The organism is Mobilicoccus pelagius NBRC 104925, assembly GCF_000247995.1.
Taxonomy (GTDB): domain Bacteria; phylum Actinomycetota; class Actinomycetes; order Actinomycetales; family Dermatophilaceae; genus Mobilicoccus; species Mobilicoccus pelagius.
The window spans coordinates 37,687-58,640 of sequence record NZ_BAFE01000076.1 but is presented as its reverse complement, the minus strand read 5'-3'; the positions used below and the strand labels follow the sequence as shown (position 1 = coordinate 58,640).

The 20,954-nt window shown below is 72.5% G+C and carries 19 protein-coding genes, 1 pseudogene and 1 riboswitch; of the genes and pseudogenes, 15 read left to right on the top strand and 5 right to left on the bottom strand.

All coding sequences use genetic code 11. From position 1 onward, the window contains the following. Positions 1–134 precede the first annotated feature (134 nt). Complete coding sequence (sucC, locus tag MOPEL_RS11815) at positions 135–1,316, top strand: ADP-forming succinate--CoA ligase subunit beta (RefSeq protein WP_009483147.1); 1,182 nt, start codon at positions 135–137, stop codon at positions 1,314–1,316. A 32-nt stretch (positions 1,317–1,348) separates the two neighbouring features. After that, on the top strand, positions 1,349–2,236 hold the full coding sequence (gene sucD, locus MOPEL_RS11810; protein WP_009483146.1) for a succinate--CoA ligase subunit alpha: 888 nt from the start codon (positions 1,349–1,351) through the stop codon (positions 2,234–2,236). A gap of 143 nt (positions 2,237–2,379) precedes the next feature. Here the strand turns inward: sucD and MOPEL_RS11805 are convergent, their stop codons facing one another. Further along, positions 2,380–3,051, bottom strand: coding sequence for a prepilin peptidase (locus tag MOPEL_RS11805; protein WP_169316316.1), 672 nt, complete (start codon positions 3,049–3,051; stop codon positions 2,380–2,382). 392 nt (positions 3,052–3,443) lie between these two features. On the opposite strand from MOPEL_RS11805, the gene MOPEL_RS11800 reads away from it, so the two are divergent. Both MOPEL_RS11800 and purN read left to right on the top strand, forming a co-directional pair. Beyond that, entirely contained in the window at positions 3,444–4,736 is a 1,293-nt protein-coding gene (locus MOPEL_RS11800) for a cell division protein PerM (protein WP_141631329.1), read from the top strand. A 236-nt stretch (positions 4,737–4,972) separates the two neighbouring features. Continuing rightward, positions 4,973–5,581 carry a phosphoribosylglycinamide formyltransferase gene (gene purN / locus MOPEL_RS11795; RefSeq protein ID WP_009483142.1) on the top strand — a complete coding sequence of 203 codons (609 nt, stop codon included), beginning with the start codon at positions 4,973–4,975 and terminating at the stop codon, positions 5,579–5,581. On the opposite strand, the gene MOPEL_RS11790 is transcribed toward purN, so the two are convergent. Then, on the bottom strand, positions 5,554–6,333 hold the full coding sequence (locus MOPEL_RS11790; RefSeq protein ID WP_009483141.1) for a response regulator transcription factor: 780 nt from the start codon (positions 6,331–6,333) through the stop codon (positions 5,554–5,556). The two genes, purN and MOPEL_RS11790, sit on opposite strands and share 28 nt — an antisense overlap. Before the next feature lie 431 nt (positions 6,334–6,764). Here MOPEL_RS11790 and MOPEL_RS11785 point away from each other — a divergent pair, with 431 nt between their 5' ends. From MOPEL_RS11785 to MOPEL_RS11750, 9 genes and pseudogenes are all read left to right on the top strand, one after another. After that, the gene (locus MOPEL_RS11785) at positions 6,765–7,907 is read left to right on the top strand and encodes a sensor histidine kinase (RefSeq protein ID WP_009483140.1); all 1,143 of its coding nucleotides are present in this window, start codon (positions 6,765–6,767) and stop codon (positions 7,905–7,907) included. A gap of 118 nt (positions 7,908–8,025) precedes the next feature. Beyond that, positions 8,026–8,418, top strand: coding sequence for a hypothetical protein (locus tag MOPEL_RS11780; RefSeq protein ID WP_009483139.1), 393 nt, complete (start codon positions 8,026–8,028; stop codon positions 8,416–8,418). Between the two features lie 56 nt (positions 8,419–8,474). After that, the gene (locus MOPEL_RS17330) at positions 8,475–9,416 is read left to right on the top strand and encodes a hypothetical protein (protein WP_141631328.1); all 942 of its coding nucleotides are present in this window, start codon (positions 8,475–8,477) and stop codon (positions 9,414–9,416) included. Between the two features lie 140 nt (positions 9,417–9,556). Beyond that, on the top strand, positions 9,557–11,050 hold the full coding sequence (locus MOPEL_RS11770; protein ID WP_009483137.1) for a peptidoglycan-binding domain-containing protein: 1,494 nt from the start codon (positions 9,557–9,559) through the stop codon (positions 11,048–11,050). Further along, the gene (locus MOPEL_RS11765) at positions 11,050–11,739 is read left to right on the top strand and encodes an ABC transporter ATP-binding protein (RefSeq protein WP_009483136.1); all 690 of its coding nucleotides are present in this window, start codon (positions 11,050–11,052) and stop codon (positions 11,737–11,739) included. The genes MOPEL_RS11770 and MOPEL_RS11765 overlap by 1 nt, the downstream gene beginning before the upstream one ends. Before the next feature lie 292 nt (positions 11,740–12,031). Further along, a pseudogene (locus MOPEL_RS18770) lies at positions 12,032–12,619 on the top strand (ABC transporter permease); the annotation flags it as partial. A 45-nt stretch (positions 12,620–12,664) separates the two neighbouring features. Then, positions 12,665–13,111, top strand: coding sequence for an ABC transporter permease (locus MOPEL_RS18765; RefSeq protein ID WP_308417712.1), 447 nt, complete (start codon positions 12,665–12,667; stop codon positions 13,109–13,111). A gap of 16 nt (positions 13,112–13,127) precedes the next feature. Beyond that, positions 13,128–13,204: riboswitch (ZMP/ZTP riboswitch) on the top strand. Positions 13,205–13,254: 50 nt separating this feature from the next. Next, positions 13,255–14,916, top strand: a complete 1,662-nt coding sequence (gene purH / locus MOPEL_RS11755) for a bifunctional phosphoribosylaminoimidazolecarboxamide formyltransferase/IMP cyclohydrolase (protein ID WP_009483134.1) — start codon at positions 13,255–13,257, stop codon at positions 14,914–14,916. Continuing rightward, positions 14,906–15,958 carry a DMT family transporter gene (locus MOPEL_RS11750; RefSeq protein WP_083841845.1) on the top strand — a complete coding sequence of 351 codons (1,053 nt, stop codon included), beginning with the start codon at positions 14,906–14,908 and terminating at the stop codon, positions 15,956–15,958. Before purH ends, MOPEL_RS11750 begins: the two co-directional genes overlap by 11 nt. A gap of 151 nt (positions 15,959–16,109) precedes the next feature. On the opposite strand, the gene MOPEL_RS11745 is transcribed toward MOPEL_RS11750, so the two are convergent. Further along, positions 16,110–16,967, bottom strand: coding sequence for a hypothetical protein (locus MOPEL_RS11745; protein WP_141631326.1), 858 nt, complete (start codon positions 16,965–16,967; stop codon positions 16,110–16,112). A gap of 161 nt (positions 16,968–17,128) precedes the next feature. Between MOPEL_RS11745 and MOPEL_RS11735 the strand changes: the two genes are divergently transcribed. Then, positions 17,129–17,977 (top strand): bifunctional methylenetetrahydrofolate dehydrogenase/methenyltetrahydrofolate cyclohydrolase, encoded by an 849-nt coding sequence (locus MOPEL_RS11735; protein WP_009483130.1) that lies wholly within the window; start codon positions 17,129–17,131, stop codon positions 17,975–17,977. 51 nt (positions 17,978–18,028) lie between these two features. Continuing rightward, a complete protein-coding gene (locus tag MOPEL_RS11730) occupies positions 18,029–18,334 on the top strand; it encodes a DUF3017 domain-containing protein (RefSeq protein WP_009483129.1) in 306 nt (101 codons plus the stop codon). A gap of 181 nt (positions 18,335–18,515) precedes the next feature. Here the strand turns inward: MOPEL_RS11730 and MOPEL_RS11725 are convergent, their stop codons facing one another. Beyond that, the gene (locus MOPEL_RS11725) at positions 18,516–19,505 is read right to left on the bottom strand and encodes a malate dehydrogenase (protein WP_009483128.1); all 990 of its coding nucleotides are present in this window, start codon (positions 19,503–19,505) and stop codon (positions 18,516–18,518) included. A 351-nt stretch (positions 19,506–19,856) separates the two neighbouring features. Beyond that, positions 19,857–20,876, bottom strand: a complete 1,020-nt coding sequence (locus MOPEL_RS11720) for a hypothetical protein (protein WP_009483127.1) — start codon at positions 20,874–20,876, stop codon at positions 19,857–19,859. Positions 20,877–20,954: the final 78 nt, after the last annotated feature.

The following is a 20,954-nucleotide window of genomic DNA, read 5'->3' as shown; positions in this document are numbered from 1 at the left end:
CTCTGCGACCGGGGGCCGTCCGTCGTTGCGTGAGCATCCTCACGCCGCACGGTTCGCTGCGCAGAGGGGCGTTTCCGCTGGCCTGCGTCGTTAGACTTCGCACGGACTCTATCCATCGATAACGAGGAAGTGCCGTGGATCTTTACGAGTACCAGGCCCGTGACATGTTCGAGAGGCACGGCGTCCCCGTGCTGGCAGGGAAGATCGCCACCACGCCGGCGGAGGCCAAGGCCGCCGCCGAGGAGATCGGGGAGAAGAGCGGCGGTGTCACCGTCGTCAAGGCCCAGGTCAAGACGGGTGGCCGCGGCAAGGCCGGTGGTGTCAAGCTCGCCAAGTCGGCCGACGAGGCCGAGCAGATGGCCGAGCAGATCCTCGGCATGGACATCAAGGGCCACACCGTCAACACGGTGATGATCGCCCAGGGCGCGCAGATCGCGGAGGAGTACTACTTCTCCGTCCTCCTCGACCGCACCAACCGGGCTTACCTTGCGATGTGCAGCAAGGAGGGCGGCATGGAGATCGAGCAGCTCGCCGTCGAGCGCCCCGAGGCCCTCGCCCGCATCACCGTCGACCCCAACGTCGGCATCGACCAGGCCAAGGCCGAGGAGATCGTCGAGGCCGCGGGCTTCGACGCCGCGACGGGCGAGAAGATCGTCCCCGTCCTCCAGCGCCTGTGGGACGTCTACTCGCGTGAGGACGCGACGCTCGTCGAGGTCAACCCCCTCGTCAAGCTCGAGTCCGGCGAGATCGTCGCCCTCGACGGCAAGGTCACCCTCGACGACAACGCGAGGTTCCGTCAGCCGGAGCACGCCGCCCTCGTCGACGAGAAGGCCGAGGACCCGCTGGAGGCCAAGGCCAAGGCGCTGCACCTCAACTACGTCAAGCTCGACGGCAACGTCGGCATCATCGGCAACGGTGCGGGTCTCGTCATGAGCACCCTCGACGTCGTCGCCTACGCCGGTGAGGAGCACACGGGCGGCGCCGCCAAGCCCGCCAACTTCCTCGACATCGGTGGTGGCGCCTCCGCGGAGGTCATGGCCAACGGCCTCGACGTCATCCTCGGCGACGAGCAGGTCAAGTCCGTCTTCGTCAACGTCTTCGGTGGCATCACCGCGTGCGACGCGGTCGCCAACGGCATCGTCGGGGCGCTCAAGACGCTCGGCGACTCCGCCACCAAGCCTCTGGTCGTCCGCCTCGACGGCAACAACGTCGAGGAGGGCCGCCGCATCCTCGCCGAGTTCGACCACCCGCTGGTCACGGTCGAGGCCACCATGGACGGCGCTGCCCGCAAGGCCGCCGAGCTCGCCGCCAAGTAATCGACGACCTGAGCAGAAGGACAGACACACTCATGGCAATCTTTCTCGATTCCGACTCCAAGGTCATCGTCCAGGGCATGACCGGCTCCGAGGGCATGAAGCACACGACACGCATGCTCGCCTGCGGCACCAAGATCGTCGGTGGCGTCAACCCCAAGAAGGCCGGTCAGACGGTCTCGTTCCCCCAGGGCGAGGAGATCCCCGTCTTCGGCGCCGTGGCCGACGCGATGAAGGAGACGGGCGCGAACGTGTCCGTCGTCTTCGTGCCCCCGGCGTTCGCCAAGGCGGCCGTCATGGAGGCCATCGACGCCGAGATGCCGCTCGTCGTCGTCATCACCGAGGGCATCGCGGTCAAGGACACCGCGGAGTTCTTCAACTACGGCAAGGACAAGGGCACGACGCGCATCATCGGCCCGAACTGCCCCGGCATCATCAGTCCCGGGAAGTCGAACGCGGGCATCACCCCGGCCGACGTGTCGGGCCCGGGCAAGCTCGGCCTCGTGTCGAAGTCGGGCACGCTCACGTACCAGATGATGTACGAGCTCCGTGACATCGGCTTCACGACGGGCGTCGGCATCGGCGGCGACCCGATCGTCGGCACGACGCACATCGACTGCCTCGAGGCGTTCGAGAAGGACCCGGAGTGCATCGGTGTCGTCATGATCGGCGAGATCGGTGGCGACGCCGAGGAGCGCGCCGCCGCGTGGATCAAGGAAAACATGACGAAGCCGGTCGTCGGCTACGTCGCGGGCTTCATGGCTCCCGAGGGCAAGACGATGGGTCACGCCGGCGCCATCGTGTCGGGCTCCTCCGGCACGGCGCAGGCCAAGAAGGAGGCCCTCGAGGCCGCCGGTGTCAAGGTCGGCAAGACGCCCACCGAGACCGCCGAGCTCATGCGCGAGATCGTCAAGGGTCTCTGACCTTCGACGTCCATCTCTGACCTTCGACGTCCACGACGGCCGGTCCCCGCTGCGGGGGCCGGCCGTCGGCGTGTCCGGTGGGGGAGAGGTGCGGGCGGCGCGGGTGTGGGAGGTGCGGGGGTGATCGGTGCAGGAGGGCCGGGTCAGGCGGCGAGGACCGCGAGTAGGGCGCCGGCGCCGAGGAACGGGCCGAGGGGGAGGGGACTGTCGCGGTGGGCGCGGCGGCGGAGGAGCCACCACGCGGCGGTGAGTCCGGCGAGGACCCAGGCGAGCGCGAATCCCTCGACGACGCATCCCCATCCGTGCCAGCCGAGTACCGCCCCGAGGGGGCACGCGAACTTCGCGTCTCCGAGACCGATGCCCCCGATCGTCAGGGTGAGGAGGAGGAACACCACCGGGGCGGCGAGGCCGGCGAGCAGAGCGCGACCCGCGTCGAGGGCGGCGGTCTCCTGGGAGGTTGCGGCGGCGACGGCGCCGAGGGTGGCGAACCCGACGATGGTGACCCCGGCGAGGGGGATGGTGATCGTGTCGGGGAGGCGGTGGACCGCCGCGTCGACGACGCACGCGGCGACGCCCGCGACCGCGACGACGAGGTGAAGGCCGAGAGCGACGCGCGCGGCGGGCGTGTCGTGGGGGAGGGTGTCGAGGAGGAGCCCGGTGACGACCACGGTGGCGGTGGTGATCGTGCCGGTGGGGACGCGCCGGACGGGGATCTCCTCGGGGCGCAGATGTCGGCCCCGGCGGTGACGCCGTTCCAGGGCGATCCCGGCGACGAGGGCGAGCGTGAGGACGAGGAGCGCCACAGGAGGCGCCACGGCATTCGATGCGACGTTCGATGCGGGGAGTGGCACGGCGATCGACGCGGACGTCGATAAGGAGGTCGACGCGGGGACCGGCACCGGGGCGGCGGAGAGGGACGGCGACCAGCCGGGGTGGGTCATGGTCCGCCTCCTACCGCCCGGGCCGGCGCTACCGGGGTGAGTCGGACTCTGTCACCCCGCCGGTGGTGTGTGGTCACCCCGACGACGTTCTCCCCAGGCGCGCGCGTCGTGGCGCGGCCGCCCCTGCCTCGGAGCCCCCGCGGGGTGGTCTCTCCCGCGGTTCGTCCCCGGGCGTCGGGGCGACGGTCGTCCTCTCGGCGTGGGAGCGTGGGGCGCGTCGCGGGGCGGGTGAGGATGAGGCCCTGATGCGTGACACCCTGAGGCGTGTGAGAGAACAAGCCGGCCCCTCCGCCGAGGAGGAGGTCCTCCCCGATTGGTTGATCGCCGCCGGTTCGGGCGCCGGAGCGGCCGCGGCGTCGGCGACGATGTTCGTCGTGCTCGCCGTGCTCGGCTGGCTCACCGGCGCGGGCGGCTCGGAGTCCGCCGGGGCGACGGTCGCCGCCGGGCTCGCCGCCTGGTGTTTCTCCCACGGTGCACCCCTCGCGCTCGACAAGGGAAGCGTGGGGCTCGTCCCGTGGTTGCTCGCCGGGTGGCCGCTGCTGTGCGCCTGGTTGTCCGCGCAACGGGTCGTCCCGTCGCGGACGACCCGCTCGCCGCGGTTGCGGGGCTTCGGCGGGGTGCGGCGTGACGTCGCGACGACCGTCGCGTCGTTCGTCGGCGGGTACGTCCTCACCGGGGTCGTCATCGGGTTCGGTGCCCACCTCGGCGGGGCGCGGCCCTCGTTCCCCGCGACGATGTTCGGCGCGTTCGTCGTCGCCGCGCTCGCGTTCGGTCTCGCACTGCGTCCCGGGTTCCACGGCCACCTCGGGGATCTCGCTCCCCGCGTCGAATGGGCCCGCCGGGAGTACGTGCCCGCGTGGGTGGGGCACGCGGTGCGTCCGGCGATGGGGGCCGTCCTCGCGACGCTCGTCGGCGGGGCGTTGCTCGTGGTCGTCGCGATCGTCCTGTCCGCCGGGCAGATCGGTGAGGTGTACGCGCGGGTCGGCGGCGGTGTCGTCGGCGGCACGCTCCTCACGATCGCGCAGCTCGGCTACCTCCCGACCCTCACGGTGTGGGGCGCCTCGTGGCTCGCCGGGACGGGGTTCGGTCTCGGGGGCGACACGGCGGTGACGTGGCTGCACTCGGGGCCCGGGGTCATCCCGATGGTGCCGGTGCTCGCGGCAGTTCCGCCGCCCGGGCCGATGCCGTCGTGGGCGCCGATCGGGGTCCTCGTCCCGCTCGGCGTCGGGGTGTTCCTCGGGTGGCAGTGCGTGCGGCACAGCGAACGGACGTGGGCGGCGCGGATGCGCGTCACCGCGGTCGCCATCGCCTTCTACGCGTTCGCGATGCTCGTCCTCTCCGTGGCGGCCTCCGGCCCTGTGGGCGCCGGTCGCTACGCACACGTCGGCGTCGACGCCGTCCTCACGACGCTCGTGCTCACCGGTGAGGTCGGGGGTGTCGCCCTGCTCGTCGCCGCGGTCACGGGCGCGCGTCTCGCCCGCCCGCACGGTCGCGTCGATCGCTCCGCCGAGCAGCCGGTCGGGTCCGCGTCGGGCGAGGACGACGCGCCTCGCCCCTGAATCCTGCTCGCACCGGGCGTGGCGTCTCCCGGTGACGCACGACGGCCGCCTCCCCCCCTCGGGGTGAGGCGGCCGTCGTGCGTCCGGGGGAGAGGAGGGTCGAGGAGGACCGAGGAGGGCCGGATCCGTACCGGGGTGCACGACGGTGATCGTTCCTGCCCACCCGTCCTCGTCCCCTGTTCACCCTCTGCTCCGTCAGGTCCGTCCCGGCCCGGCCGCCCCGTAGAGTTCGCCTCATGCGCGTCGTGGTGCTCGTCTCCGGTGGTGGAACCAACCTTCAGGCCCTTCTCGACGCCGCGGCCGATCCTGGCTACGGCGTGGAGGTCGTCGCGGTCGGTGCCGACCGGGACGGCATCGAGGGTCTCGCCCGCGCCGAGCGTGCGGGCATCCCGACGTTCGTCGTCCGGGTGCGTGACCACGCCGACCGGCCCGCGTGGGATGCAGCGCTCGCCGACGAGGTTGCGCGGTTCGAGCCGGATCTCGTCGTGGGGGCGGGGTTCATGAAGATCCTCGGGGCGGCGTTCCTCACCCGGTTCGAGGGCAAGGTCGTCAACACCCATCCGGCGTTGCTGCCGAGTTTCCCCGGGGCCCACGGCGTCCCGGATGCCCTCGCGTACGGCGTGCGGGTCACGGGCTGCACGGCCCACTTCGTCGACGCGGGCGTGGACACGGGCCCGATCATCGCCCAACGCGCCGTCGAGGTCCGCGACGACGACACGGCCGACTCCCTCCACGACCGCATCAAGGTCGAGGAACGCGCGATGCTCGTCGACGTCGTCGGGCGTCTCGCCCGCGAGGGCTGGCGGGTCGACGGGCGTCAGGTGCGCTTCGGGCCGGTGAGGTGACGCCACCAGGTCATCAGGGGTGAGGGCTCCACCGGCTCGGGCACGATGGGCGGGATCGGGGGGATGGACGACCTCGGCTGCTCCGGGGGCGTGACGTACCCGGCCTGCACACCGGCCATGAGCAGGCGGGTGCGGCCGGAGATCTCCCACTTCCTCGACAGCGACTCCAGCCGGGCTTTGACGGCGCTCGGCGAGATGCCGAGGTCCTCGGCCATCCGCGCGTTGGTGAGGCCTCGGGCCAACCCGTCGAGCACCTGTTGCTCGGCCGCGCTGGGCGGGGGCAATGACGTGGCGGCAGAGGGCTCGGGGCGGCGGCGGAGGTCGTCGATGAGGGCGGCCGCGACGCTCGGGGAGAGAGCGCCGCCCCCTGCGCGGACGGCCCGCACGTGGGCGGCGAGTTCGCTCGGGTTGGTGGACTTGAGGAGGTAGCCCTGCGCGCCGGCGCGCAGCATCCGCGCGACGGTGGCGGGGTCGGCCATGACGGTGAGGGCGAGGACGACGATCTCCGGGTGGGCCTTCGTCAGCCTGGTCGTGGCCTCGATGCCGTCGACGTCGGGCATGTGGATGTCCATGAGGACGACCTCGGGGCGCAACTCCTCGCAGGCCTGGACGACCTCCGCGCCCGCCGACACGTCGCCCACGACCTCGAGGTCGTCGGCGAGGTCCGAGAACTTCACCAGAAGGAACCGGAACTCGTCGTCGTCGTCGACGATCAACACGCGGACGGGGGCGGTGGCGGTGTCGGTCGTCATGGTGGTGAGTGTAGGGACGGTGCACCGGATCGAGGGCCGTGGCGCGTGTGGTGAGGTCGCGAAGCCCGCAGATGTGGCCGAACGGCCACCCTGCGAGGTCGGGAACCTGGCCGAACGGCCAGGTTTGCCGCCCGCGGTGAGCCGTGACGCCCCCGGCCACCGTGCGCGGGGCAGGATGGGGGTCCGGATGGAGAACGGGGGTGCGTCGTGTCGAAGACGCTTGCGGTGTGGGCGGTTCTGGCGGTGGTCGTGGGCGGTCCCCAGGTGCCCGTCGGCGGCGGGACGGTGGGCGGCCGTGAGTGTGTGTGGCGGTGCTCCTCGACGGGACGCCGGCGGGCGGGGGAGGAACGCTGTGCCGCGTGTTCCCCCGGTTGTGTCCCAGAGGTTGAGTGATGTGGCGTCGTACTGCCCGATCGGTCGTCGCGCGAGCCGTGCTCGCCGTCGTCGTCATCAGCGCCGTGGACGACGTGCGCCTCGACATGGCCACGGGCGCCTGGCGGGACCTGGTCTCACAGCTGTTTCTCATCGCGGTCTGTGCCGTGCTGTGGCGGGGCGCGTCGGGCGCGACCGCGGGTGTCGTTCTCGCGGTGCTGGGAGCGCTGTTCGACGGTGTGTGGGGATTCGGAGTGGCGTCCTCCTTCACGCTGCTGGTGGCCGGTTTCGCCGCGGCGTACACGGGGCGTCGACGGCTCGTGATCGGGTGGGGCGTCACCGTGGCTGTGTGGGTCGGGGCGTTGTACGGGCGGGGGGTCCCGTTGATCCGGGTACCGGGTTTGTGGCTGCCCTTGATCGGCGCGACGCTCGTGCTGGGGTTGGGCTTCGCCGTGGGCGACGGGCAGCGTCGTGCGGCGCTGGCGGAGGGGCGGGCGTCGGAGGCCGAGGTGGCTCGTCGAGAGGTCGAACGCCGGTTGGCGGAGGCTCGGGAGGCCGAGAGGCGTGCACTGGTCGACGAGTTGCATCACGGAGTGGCTCGCAAGTTGGCGTTGGCGTCGATGCAATTGGGGTTACTCGCGGAGACGCGCGGGCTGCGGGAGGTCTCGGAGGTGGAGAGGCTGTGTCAGGAGGCGACGAACGAGTTGAGGCTGCTCATGCGCACTCTGACGGCGGGTGAGGGAGAACCGTCGGGGGTGGCGCCACCGGCGGTGTCGAGCGTGGTACACGCGGAGGCGGAGCGGCTGCGGGGGGACGGCCATCACGTGGAGGTGTCCTGCCCCGACGAGGTGGGGGAGCCGTTGCGTGGCACGGTCGCGCGCATCGTGGAGGAGGGCGCCGCCAACATCACGCGGCACGCGGGGGACCAGGCGCGGTGCTCGATCCGGGTGGAGGTCGAGCCGGAGGGGGTGCGGGTCGAGGTCCGCAACACGGTGGGCGAGGGCGGCGGGGAGACCGGTACGCGCCTGGGTCTCCTGGCCCTCGAACGGAGGTGCGCACTGTTGCACGGCACGCTCCGGACCGGCGTGGTCGACGGGGAGTGGGTGCTGGAGGCCTTCCTCCCTACGTCGCCTCCAGGGGGCGCTTCCGGTGGTGCGTCACCCGACACCCAGCCGGCACTTGGCCGAACGGCCAGGGAGTGAGGGGCGTCGCCGAAAACCTGGCCGAATGGCCAGTTCTCCAACCCGTTGCGGGGTGCCAGGATCGGAGTCAGCGGGTGAATCCCTCACCCGCAACCCTTTCACAAGGGAGTGAAGTCCCATGCGTCGTCTCGTTCTCACGACCGCCCTCCCCGCTCTGGCGATCCTCGCCCTCCCCATGGCCGCCCAGGCCGTCGAGCCCGGCCCCACCCCCACGCCCCCGTCGCCGGCGCCCACCGCGGTGCAGGCCCCGGCTGCTGTGGCAGGCGCATGTGCGGATGGTCAGCTGTGCATCCAGGACTACGAGACCAAGACGACGCGCGGGCTCAAGGATGCGAACGCCCGCTGGGCCGACTTCGGCTGGGGCTCGCGAGCGGACTGGTTCTACAACAACCGCGCGTCTGCTTCCGCCTGCACCTATGTGCACAATTCCTGGGGCGGTACCCGTCACGTGATCGCCCCCGGTAAGTCTGACGTGTGGCGAAACATCGTCAACTCGAACAAGTGGTGCTGATGCGTGGCGCCAGGGGGCCGCGCCCCCCCGTTGCGTCGTGCACAGCCGCCCTCTTGGTGGCATCTACGTTCTTCGCCGGCTGCTCGACTGTTGCCGAAAAGGGCTCGTCCCAGGCCCGGTCTTCGTCGTCCCCTACATCCGCTGCAGCTGAGTCTTGGTATCCATTTGAGGGTCTTACCAAGATCAGCGCAGATCAGCAGAAGGCCATTTTCGACGCCAAGGAAGCGGCCATCGCGCAATGCATGAAGTCTCGGGGTTTCGAGTATCTGCCTGAGCCGTACCGGGCGCCGGATGACCTCATGAACTCGTCGGGTGACGTTGCCTATGCGCGTGAACACGGGTACGGGCTGAACTACTCGGGCGAACCTGACCGTGACGCATCGACCCCTACGGAGGCGCCGCCCCGCAATGATCCCAGTCGACTTCCTGCCGCGACACGCACGGCATGGCAGGCGGCGCTGAACGGGGCCTCCGTCGGCGATCCCGACGCGATTGGAAAGGACCCCGATCTGGTGGAGATCAAAACCGCCGAGGGTGCGAGCTATTTCAGTCGCAGCGCCTGCCGCACCTATGCCGATGAGCAAGTTCAGGGGGACGAAGTGCAGTGGATGTCTTCGCAGACGCGCGTGCAGGACCTCGCGAACGAGGTTCAACGGGCTGTCGATGCCGACCCGCGTATTGCTGCGAAGAAGAGGGACTGGGCGGAATGCATGGCTGGCCGGGGTTATCAGGTGACTGAACCGGAGACGGCGCCCGACGCCATCATGGACAAGGTCCGTGCGGGGCAGCTCGATCAGTCCGACGCGAGGAAGCAGGAAATCGCGATGGCCACGGCCGATGCCGAGTGTGTCAACGCCGTGGGGGCGCCGGAGGTGCGACGGCAGGTCATGGCCGAACACGAGAAGTCCGTCCTCGACGCCCACGAGAACGACATCATGGCGTTCGTGGAGCTACAGAAGAAGGCGGTGGAGCGGGCGACCGCCCTGGCAGCACGGTGAGTGACGACACTACTCCGGACATTCCGGGTGCCACCGGCCCGCAGCCGCCTCTCGAACCTGAGGGGGCAGGCTCGGAACCCCGGTGGCCCCGCGCGCTGCGCCGCGTTGACCCCTGGTGGGTACTCGGGGCTCTTCTCGTCGTGCTCGTCCTCGCGAGCACGGTGCTCATCCCGCTGCTCACCACGACGAGCAAGGCCGTGCGGGAGGCCTCCTCCGCGCCTCCGGCGACGACCCTCACCGAACCCGTGGAGAAGCGCACCCTCTCCGCCCAGATCGTCACCCGCGGCAGCGTCGTCACCCACGACGAGGTCGGCCTCACCTGCACCTCCGCGGCCCCCGCCACCGGCGGTGCCGGAGGCGCGGGCGGTGCCACCGTGTTCACCCGCAGACCCGCCACCGGCGCCCGCATCGGCGACGGCAGCGTCGTCGCCGCCGTCAACGGCCGCCCCGTCATCGCCATGACCGGCGCCGTCGCCGCCTTCCGCGACCTCCTCCCCGGCGCCACCGGCACCGACGTCCGCCAACTCCAGGCCGCCCTCACCCGCATCGGCCACCACATCACCGACCGCCGCGGCACCTACGGCCCCAGCACCCAGCGCGCCGTCGACGCGGTCTACGCCAAGGCCGGATTCACACCCGTCGGACCCACCGACGAGGAACGCACCCGCCTGCGCACCGCCCAGGACGACGTCCGCGCCGCCGACGCCGAGGTCACCCGCGCCCGCGCCGCCCTCACCGCCGCGAAGGCCGGACCCTCCCGCGAAGAGGTGCTCCGCGCCCGCATCGCCGCGGACGAGGCCGCCAAGGCCCTCGCCGCCGGCCCCGCGACAGGTCCCCAGCACGACCTCCTCGCCCTCGAGGCCGGCCGGGCCCGCGACCACGTCGCCGCCCTCCGCCGCGCCCCCGACACCCGCAGCCAACGCGCCGCCCTCACCGCCGCCACCACCCGCCGCGCCGAGGCGGCCGCCGAACGCGACCGCGTCGCCGCCACCGTCGGCACCCGAGTGCCCTACTGCGAGATCGTGTTCGTGCCCAGCCTGCCCGCCACCGTGGTCGCCGCCCACTCCACCCCCGACGGATCCGCCGCGCCCACGGGCGACGCCGCCGCCCCCGCGGCCGGGGGCGACGCCCCCCAGGGTGGCGACGACCCGAACGCCGCCGGCGCGGCAGCCGGCGGAGGTTCCGGCTGGGCCACCCTCGCGCCGGGCGCCCTCACCATCGAGGCCGGAGTCTCCGCGCAGGACGCCAAGCTGCTCCACCGCGGCGACGCCGTGAAGTTCGCCGACGACGGCGGCGGAACGAGCGGCACCGGCACCATCACCGCCATCCGCGCCAAGGGCACCGACACCGTCCTCGACATCACCCCCGCCCGACCCCTCCCCGCCGACCGCCGCGGCAGCGACCTGCGCGTCACCGTCGCCACCTCCACCACCAAGGGCGCCGTCCTCGTCGTCCCCACCGCCGTCGTCAAGGGACGCGCCGACGGCGGAGCCCGCGTCACCGTCCTCGACGCCGGCGGCGAACGCCACGACATCCCCGTCGACGCCGGACTCAGCGCCGACGGATTCGTCGAGGTCACCCCCACCGACCCCGCACACCCCCTCACCGTCGGCGACCGGGTCGTGGTGTCCTGATGACGGTCGAGGCCCTCACCGCGGGCGAAACGCCCGTCATCGCACTCGACCGCGTCACCCGCTCCTTCGGCGAGGTCGACGTGCTCTCACCCGTCGACCTCGCCGTCCCCGCCGGGGACTACCTCGCCATCTGCGGGGCGAGCGGCTCCGGCAAATCCACGATGCTCAACCTCCTCGGGCTGCTCGACCGCCCCACGAGCGGCCACGTGATCGTCCACGGCACCTGCGTCGACGGCCTCCCCGACCACCGCCGCGCCGCCCTCCGCGGCGCCACCATCGGGTTCGTGTTCCAGGCGTTCCACCTGCTCGGCGACAAGAGCGCCACCGCCAACGTCGAACTCGGCATGCTCTACCGCGGCCTGCCCCGCACCGAACGCACCACCCGCGCCCGCGCCGCCCTCGACCGCGTCGGCCTCAGCCACCGCCTCGACGCCTCACCCGCCACCATGTCCGGCGGCGAACGCCAACGCGTCGCCATCGCCCGCGCCCTCGCCGCCGACGTCGACGTGCTCCTCGCCGACGAACCCACCGGCAACCTCGACTCCGCCACCGGCGAGAGCATCCTGCAGCTTTTCGACGAACTCCACGCCGACGGCCTCACCCTCATCGTCGTCACCCACAGCGACGACGTCGCCGCCCGCGCCGGCCGCGTCGCCGTCATGGCCGACGGCGTCCTCACGGTGGCGTGATGCGACGACCCACCCTGCCTCGGCCCACCTCGCCTCTCCCGGCGCTCCGGCGTGCCCACCCCGACGCAGCCCCTGGCCACCGCCCGGGCCTTCGGTCACGACTGCGGCGCACCGCCCGGGCCGATGCGACCGGGGCCACCACCACCGGGGCCACCACCGCGGGAACCGGCCACGTCGCCTTCACCGACATCCTGCGGGACGTCGCCGACGACCTCCTCGCCCGCCCCGGCCGCACCCTGCTCACCGCTCTCGGCACCCTCGTCGGCATCGCCGTGCTCTCGCCGCCCTCGGCCTCGCCACCAGCCTCGAATCGAGCATCACCCGTCGCTTCGACGCCATCGCGCCCCGCGAGGTCACCATCACGCCCAAGATCCCGCCCGGCCGCCCCCAGGCCGATGCCGCGGACGCCCTCCCCTTCGACGCACCTGCCCGCCTCACCCGCATCGACGGCGTCGTCGCCGCCGCGAACCTCAGCGAACTCACCCCCGAACGCCCCGTCCAGGGCAGCCCCGTGCACGACCCCACCCGCGCCCGCGTCGACACCCTCCGCATCATCGCCGCCTCACCCGGCGTGTTCGAGACCCTCGGCGCCCACCTCACCGGCGCCCCCTTCACCGAGTTCCACGACCGCCGCGGCGAGGCCGTCGCCGTCCTCGGCCGCGAGGCCGCCCGCCGCCTCGGCATCACCGACACCCGCGGCCGCCCCGTCGTCATCGCCGACGGCCTGCCCCTCGTCGTCGTCGGCATCATCGACTCCACCGCACGCAAGAGCTCCGTCCTCGGCGCCATCGTCGTGCCCGACGGCCTCGCCCGCACCCGATTCCACCTCGACGGGCCCACCCAGGTCGTCGCGCTCACCCGCCCCGGCGCCGCCGACGCCGTCGCCGCCCAGGCCTCCCTCGCGCTCCGGCCCGGCAACCCCGGCATCGTCCAGACCTCCGTACCCCCCACCGCGACCACCACGCGCGACGCCGTCTCCTCCGACACCCGCGGACTCCTCCTCGCCCTCGCCGGGGTCTCCCTCGTCATCGGCGGCGTCGGCATCGCCAACGTCACGCTCGTCGCCGTGCTCCAACGCACCACCGAGATCGGTCTGCGCCGCGCCATCGGCGCCCGCCGCCGCGACATCCTCACCCACTTCCTCGCCACCAGCACGATCATCGGCGCCCTCGGCGCCCTCCTCGGCACGTGTGCCGGTGCCTGGATCACCGTCGCCGTCGCCGCCGTCCAGGGCTGGCCGCCCACCCTCGACCGATGGGTCCTGCTCGCCGGGCCGGTCATCGGCACCCTCATCGGCCTGCTCGCCGGCCTCTACCCCTCCTGGCGCGCCGCCACCATCGAACCCATCGACGCCCTCCGCGCCGGGGCCTGACCGGCCCGACGATAGGGTGGCCCCACACGACTGGCGCGGGTGGATGACCACCGGGGAGTGACACGTGCGGCATCGCCCGCCTGGGTGCCGAGACACACGAGCGACGAGTTGCTCGTCGCGTCCACGAGACCCCAGGAGCACGCATGTCCCCCACGCCCGAACCCGCCCCCCTGCACGCCGGTGACGCCGCCGAGGGGCGTCGTCCCGTCGGCCGCGCGCTCGTCTCGGTCTACGACAAGACCGGCCTCGACGAGCTCGTCACGGCTCTGCACGAGGCGGGCGTCGAGCTCGTGTCCACGGGCGGATCCGCCGCCGCGATCGAGAAGCTCGGCCTGCCCGTCACGCGCGTCGAGGAGCTCACCGGGTTCCCCGAATGCCTCGAGGGCCGCGTGAAGACCCTCCACCCCCGCGTCCACGCCGGGCTCCTCGCCGACACGCGCAAGCCCGACCACCTGCGGCAGCTCGAGGAGCTCGACGTCGCGCCGTTCGAGCTCGTCGCCGTCAACCTCTACCCGTTCCGCCAGACCGTCGCCTCCGGCGCCACGCCGGACGAGTGCGTCGAGCAGATCGACATCGGTGGCCCCTCGATGGTCCGCGCCGCGGCCAAGAACCACCCGAGCGTCGCCGTGCTCACCTCCCCGGCGCAGTACGCGGACGCGATCGCCGCCGTGCGTGCGGGCGGCTTCACCCTCGGCATGCGCACCCGCCTCGCCGCCGAGGCCTTCGCCCACACCGCCGCCTACGACGTCGCCGTCGCGAGCTGGATGGCGACCGACTACGCCCACACCGACGACGGGACGGGCTTCCCCGCGTTCACCGGCTCCACCTACGAGCGCGTCCAGGGCCTGCGCTACGGCGAGAACCCCCACCAGAGCGCCGCGCTCTACCGCGGCGAGGAGAGCGGCGGCATCGCCGGCGCCGAGCTCCTCCACGGGAAGGCGATGAGCTACAACAACTACGTCGACGCCGACGCCGCCTGGCGCGCCGCCCACGACCACGGCGACGTGCCCACCTGCGCCGTCGTCAAGCACAACAACCCGTGCGGCATCGCGATCGCCGACGCGGGGGCCGACATCGCCGAGGCGCACCGCCGCGCCCACGAGTGCGACTCCCTGTCGGCGTTCGGCGGCGTCATCGCCACCAACCGGCCCGTCACGGCCGCGATGGCGGAGACCGTCAAGGACATCTTCACCGAGGTCGTCGCCGCGCCCGGCTTCGAGCCCGAGGCCCTCGACATCCTCACGGCGAAGAAGAACATCCGCCTCCTCCGGGTGCCCGAGGCCGCACGCACCGGCGCCGACCTCGAGTACCGCCCCATCAGCGGCGGCCTCCTCGTCCAGACCGTCGACCGCATCGACGCGGAGATCGAGAAGAAGGACGACGACAAGCCCACCGCCGGCCACGGCGACGACGCCTCCCGCTGGACCCTCGTCGTCGGTGACGCCGCCGACGAGGCCACCCTGCGCGACCTGCAGTTCGCGTGGCGCGCGGTGCGGGCGACGAAGTCGAACGCCATCCTCCTCGCCTCGGGCGGCGCCTCCGTCGGCATCGGCATGGGCCAGGTCAACCGCGTCGACTCGTGCAAGCTCGCCGTCGAGCGCGCGGGCGAGGAGCGGGCGCGCGGCTCCGTCGCGGCGTCCGACGCGTTCTTCCCGTTCTCCGACGGCCCGCAGATCCTCGTCGACGCGGGCGTGCGCGCGATCGTCGCCCCCGGCGGCTCCATCCGCGACGACGAAACCATCGAGCTCTGCCGCTCCGCCGGCGTCACCCTCTACTTCACCGGGACCCGCCACTTTGCCCACTGATCCGCAGTACCGCTCGCCCGACCCCACCCCGGGGTCGGGCGAGCCCACCTCCACCCCGACGTCCGCCCTCGCACCGGAGCGGGTGGGCGGCGCCGTCGTCCTCGCCGGTGCCGCGGCGTTCCTCGCGGGCGCCCTCGGCGCCGTGCAGTCCCGCGCCAACGGCACCCTCGCCACCGTGTTCGCCTCGGCGATCGACGCGGCGCTGTGGTCGTTCGGCAGCGGGTGGGTGGTGCTCACCCTCGCGATGCTCCACCCGCGGGTGCGCGGCGGCCTGGTCGACGCCTACCGGGCGTTCCGCGGGAGCGACCTGCGGTGGTGGATGTTCCTCGGCGGCCTCGGCGGCGGGTTCTTCGTCGTCGCGCAGACGTGGAGCGTCCCGCAGATCGGCGTCGCGCTGTTCACCATCGCGATCGTCGGCGGGCAGACCCTCAACGCCCTCCTCGTCGACGCCGTCGGCCTCGGCCCGGCCGGGAAGTCACCGGTGACGGGGACCCGGGTGCTCGGGGCGGTCGGCACCATCGCGGGCGTCGCGCTCGCCTCCTTCGGTCGGGGGGCCGGGGGGCACGGTCTCGTCCTCGCCCCCGTGCTCCTCGCCGTGGCCGCCGGAGCCGGGATGGCCGTGCAGCAGGCGATCAACGGCCGCGTCAACCGGCACTCCGGCAACATCGTGTCGACGACGTGGGTGAACTTCACGTGGGGTCTCGTGCTCATCGGCGGGGTGCTCCTCGCGCAGGTCCTCCGCGGCACGTGGACCCCGCCCCGCACGTGGGACTCCCCGGCGTGGACCTTCCTCGGCGGCGTCATCGGCATCCTCTTCGTCGGTGCCGGCGCCGTCGTCGTGCACCACCTCGGGGTGCTGCTCGCGACGCTGCTCACTCTCTCGGGCCAGCTCATCGGGGCCGTGCTCGTCGACCTCCTCGGCGGCACCTCCCACCTGTCCGCGCTCGTCCTCGTGGGGGTGGCCGTCACGCTCGCCTCCGCGATCTTCGCGGCCGTCGCCGGCCGCCGCGCCACGCTCCGTCGCGCTCGCGCCGCGGCCTGAGACCACGGGCTGCTCCCGCGGGCACGCCGATCGACGCCCCGTCCTCCCCGTCCGCCGGGGACGGCGGGGCGTCGCGTCGTGGTGCCTCCGCGTGCCTGCGTCGGCGCGGCGAGGACTCCCGGCCCGAGGGCATCGGTTCGACGTGGCGTGCTCAGCCCGCGTGCGTGAGGGCGGTGACGAGCACGGCGTCATCGGGGTTCTTCTCCACCGCGTAGGCGTTGAGGAGCACGATCGCCGCTCCGACACGGCGCACGGCGACGTCCTGGACGACCTCGACGCTCCGCATCGTCGGGGACGCGCTCGGCGAGGCGCCGGCGACGGGCACGAACAGCGGCACCTTCTGCCGCCACGCGACGGTCCCCGACGGGGCGCCCTTCAGCGCGAGCGTCTCGACGGCGAACGTGCTCTGGCCCTTCGCGTCCTTCGCCGTATAGCTGCGGCAGCCCGGCACCTTCTTCGCGAGGTCGGCGACGACCTTCGCGGCCGTGGCGTCGGGATACACGCGCACGTGCTGCTCGAGGTAGGGCCCCGCGATCGACCCCTGCCAGTTCTGCTGCGCGCTGTCGAGGGGCGCGGTGGGTTCGAGGTCCACCCCGCACACGGTCATCCGGTAGCCGCGCGTGTCGCGGGCCTTCGTCGCCGTCCAGCCCGACGGCAGGGCCGACGTCGGGACGAGGAGGGGCGACGCGCTGCCGTTGCCGCCCTTCATCCGGGCCACAGTGTCGGGCGGGGAGCTCTCCCCGTCGGCCGGGTCGGCGGGCTCGGTGGACTCTGTGGGCGCGGAAGGCGAGGTCGCCGTCGGCGCCGATGCCGCGGAGCCGGTGGGGGAGGCGCCCGGCGCCGTGCTCGACGGTGCCGGCGTCTCGGCGGCCGACGTCGCGCCCGGGGTGAGCGTCTGCGTGCCCGGCGTCGAGAGCGGCGCGGCGGGCGGCAGCCCGAGACCCGCGCAGCCGGAGAGCGTCGACACCGCGAGAACGGTTGCGAACAGGGCGGATCGGGAGGCTCTCACCTTGTCAGCATAGGAACGGCACCCTCCCGCGGCCAGGACCCTGGGATACCGCAACGGCGCGGCGATCCTCGTCGACGGCGGTGAGCAGGAAGCCGCCACCGAGGGACGGAGTTCCCGAATGCGCCCCTCACCCGGCCCCTCCCGATGGGAGGATGAGCCTCGTGACTGCGAAACTTCTCGACGGCAAGGCGACCCTCGCACAGATCAAGACCGAGCTGAAGGCTCGCGTCGAGGCACTCGCGGCCAAGGGCATCACGCCAGGGCTCGCGACCGTGCTCGTCGGCGACGACCCCGCCTCCAGCTGGTACGTCGGTGCCAAGCACAAAGACTGCGCCGAGGTCGGCATCCACAGCATCCGCAAGGACCTCCCCACGACGGCCACGCAGGCCGAGGTCGAGGCGGTCATCGACGAGCTCAACGCCGACCCGGCCTGCACCGGCTACATCGTGCAGCAGCCCACGGGCCTCGACGAGTTCGCGCTCCTCTCGCGCATCGACCCCGAGAAGGACGTCGACGGCCTCCACCCGTTCAACCTCGGCTGCCTCGTGATGAACCGCCCGGCGCCGCTGCCGTGCACCCCGGTCGGCGTCGTCGAGCTGCTCCGCCGCTACGAGGTGCCGATCGCCGGTGCCGAGGTCGTCGTCGTCGGCCGTGGCCTCACCGTCGGCCGCCCCCTCGGGCTGCTCCTCACCCGCAAGTCCGAGAACGCCACGGTGACCCTCTGCCACACCGGCACGAAGGACCTCGCCAAGCACGTGCGTGAGGCCGACATCGTCGTCGCCGCGGCGGGCGTGCCCGACATCATCACGAAAGACATGGTCAAGCCCGGCGCGGCCGTCCTCGACGTGGGCGTCTCCCGCCGCGACGGCAAGGTCGCCGGTGACGTCGCCAAGGACGTCGCCGAGGTCGCCGGCTGGCTCACCCCCAACCCCGGCGGCGTCGGCCCGATGACCCGCGCGATGCTCCTCTCGAACGTCGTCGAGGTCGCCGAGCGCCAGGCCCAGGCCTGAGCGGGAGGCCGCCCCGTCGTGTCGCCGGTCCTCACCTGAGATGATCGGCCCGTGAGCACGGCCACCCCACCACCACCACCCCGTCCCCGCATCGCGCTGGGGGCGGGGTGGTGGTGTGCGGCGGCCGTCGTCCTCGCAGGCCTCGCCTGGCTCGTCGTCGGCGACGCCCTCCTCGGCGGGGGGCTCATGATGGCGGCGGGCTTCGCCCTCGCAGCGGTCCTCCGCCTCGTCCTCCCCGAGGACCGCATCGGCGGGCTCCACATGCGCGGCCCCCGCTTCGACGCCGCCTTCCAGGCCGGTACCGCCCTCGCCGTCGCGGCCGCCGTCGTCCTCGTCTGGCTGCGCGAGGCGGCCTGAGCCACCTGCTGCGGCGCACCGCAGGAGCAGCCCTGCCCGGGCCTCGCCGCCCGCGCCGGTATCGACGTGCTGCCCGACCCCTCCGTCGGCCCACCCATCGATGCCCGCACCCCGAACACGACGAAGGGCGCCCGCCCCGGAGAGTTCCGGTGACGGGCGCCCTCGTGCGTGGGGAGAGGACTCAGATGAGGCCGAGCTCCTTGACGGCGTCGCGCTCCTCTTCGAGCTCCTTGACGGAGGCGTCGATCTTGCCGCGAGAGAAGTCGTCGATCTCGAGACCCTGGACGATCTCCCAGTCACCGTTCTTCGTGGTGACGGGGAAGGAGGAGATGATCCCCTCCGGAACGCCGTAGGACCCGTCGGACGCGACGGCCATGGAGATCCAGTCGCCCTCGGCGGAGCCCTTGATCCAGTCGCGGGCAGCGTCGATCGTGGCGGACGCGGCGGAGGCGGCCGAGGACGCGCCACGGGCCTCGATGATCGCGGCGCCACGCTTGGCGACGGTCGGGATGAAGTCGTTCTCGATCCAGGCCTGGTCGCCCACGGCCTCGGCCGCGTTCTTGCCGGAGACCTCGGCGTGGAACAGGTCGGGGTACTGCGTGGCGGAGTGGTTGCCCCAGATCGTCATCTTCTTGATCTCGGTGACCGGCACGCCGAGCTTGGCCGCGAGCTGGGAGATCGCGCGGTTGTGGTCGAGACGCGTGAGCGCGGAGAAGCGCTCGGAGGGGATGTCGGGGGCGTTGCTCATCGCGATGAGCGCGTTGGTGTTGGCCGGGTTGCCCGTGACGCCGATGCGGATGTCGTCGGCGGCGTGGTCGTTGAGGGCCTTGCCCTGGCCGGTGAAGATCGCACCGTTGGCCGAGAGGAGGTCGCCGCGCTCCATCCCCTTCGTGCGGGGACGGGCGCCGACGAGCAGCGCGATGTTCGCGCCGTCGAAGATGACGTTCGGGTCGGAGCCGATCTCGACGCCGGCGAGGGTCGGGAACGCGCAGTCGTCGAGCTCCATGACGACGCCCTCGAGGGACTTGAGCGCGGGCTCGATCTCGAGGAGCTGCAGCTGGACGGGGGTGTCGGGGCCGAGCAGCGCACCGCTGGCGATACGGAAGAGGAGGCTGTAGCCGATCTGGCCGGCGGCGCCGGTGACGGCGACCTTGACGGGGGTGTTGCTCACGGTGTGACCCTTCCAACGAGGGAACAGAAGTGCTCTCGACGTTATCAAAGGGGCGCTCTCCGGCGATCCGGAGTGGACCGATGGTCCGGGGTCGGCCCTACCCGTCCTGACCCTTCCGGTCGCCCCTGTGCTCGGCTCCCGTCCCGGGGTGCGTCGGCCCGCTCCTGCTCGTCTCGCCCCCGCCTCGCTCGGCGCGCCTCGTGCCCTCTGCCCCACCCGATCGTCGCGGCATCGCCCGTTGCGCGCGGTCGCGACCCGCGACGGGCGGTCCGCTCCGCCACATGCGTGAGGGCCCGCACGTGGCAGGCCCTCACGGGGTGGGCGTCCGGCCGGGCGGGGCCGGCGCGGTGGTCAGCCCTTGCGCTTGAAGAAGCGCTTGAAGAAGCCGGGCCTGCCCTGCTCCTCCTCGGTCTCCGCGGCGGATTCGGTGACGGGCTCCGGCGTCGTGGGCCGCGACTCCGGTGCGGGGGTCGGGGTGGCGGGCGCGACCGTCTCGACGTGCCCCGTGGAGGTGGCGGGCACGTCGTGGTGCGGCGTCGTGACCGGCTCACGGGGCTCGACGTGCTCCTCCCGACGGGTCCTGGTGGGGTGTTCCTCGTGGACCGCGTCGCCGCCGGCGGTGGGGGTGGTGTCGGGGACGGGGGTTCCGGCGGGCGCCGGGGGGACGGTCCCGTCGACGGGGCTGACCTCGGTGTGGGGCAGGTCGCCCGAGCGCTCCTCGGACTCGAGGACGACCTCGCTGTGTTCGGCCTCGACATGCGCCGGGTTGGAGTACGTCGACTGCAGGTTCGCCGCGGGGGTCTCGCCGCCCTCGAGCGAGGACACGAACTCCTCCTCGCGGCTGCCCGTCTCGGCGGCGACCTCGGAGATCGTCGTGCTCTCCACCGGCGCGGAGGCGTCGTGCGCGGGGGTGGTGGTGTCGTGGACGGTCGTGGCGTCGGCGGGGGTGACGACCACGGGTGCGGCCTCGGGGGTGCCGTCGTAGTCCATGCCGAGGAACCGCTTGGTCTCCTCGGAGAACACGTAGACGCCGTCACGGCGCGCGAGGGCGTCCATGATGCGGGCGACGTCGTCGGCGTGGGCGCCGTCGGGATCGGCGTCACCGGACGCGTCGATCATCGTCGTGCACCGCATGACGCGCTTGCGCCGCAACGGGGTGGCGAAGTCGGCGTACCGCTCCCCGAGACCGTCGGCGTCGTCGTCGTACCAGAAGGTGTAGGCGAAGTGGGGGAGGCGGAGCACCGCCTTGATCTCGCCCTGCTCGACCTCGGCACCGGGAAACATCCCCGTGAGTTCGTCGGCGAGAGCCTGCTGGGGCAGAACCTGGGCGTCCTTGGCGAAGATGATGTGCGGATACGAGTTGCCGGCCATGTGGCCCATCCTTCCTCACGGTCGGGCCGTCCGGGTGCAGGGCTGCCGGGTAGTGTCGATTCCGACGCCTTTTCCATC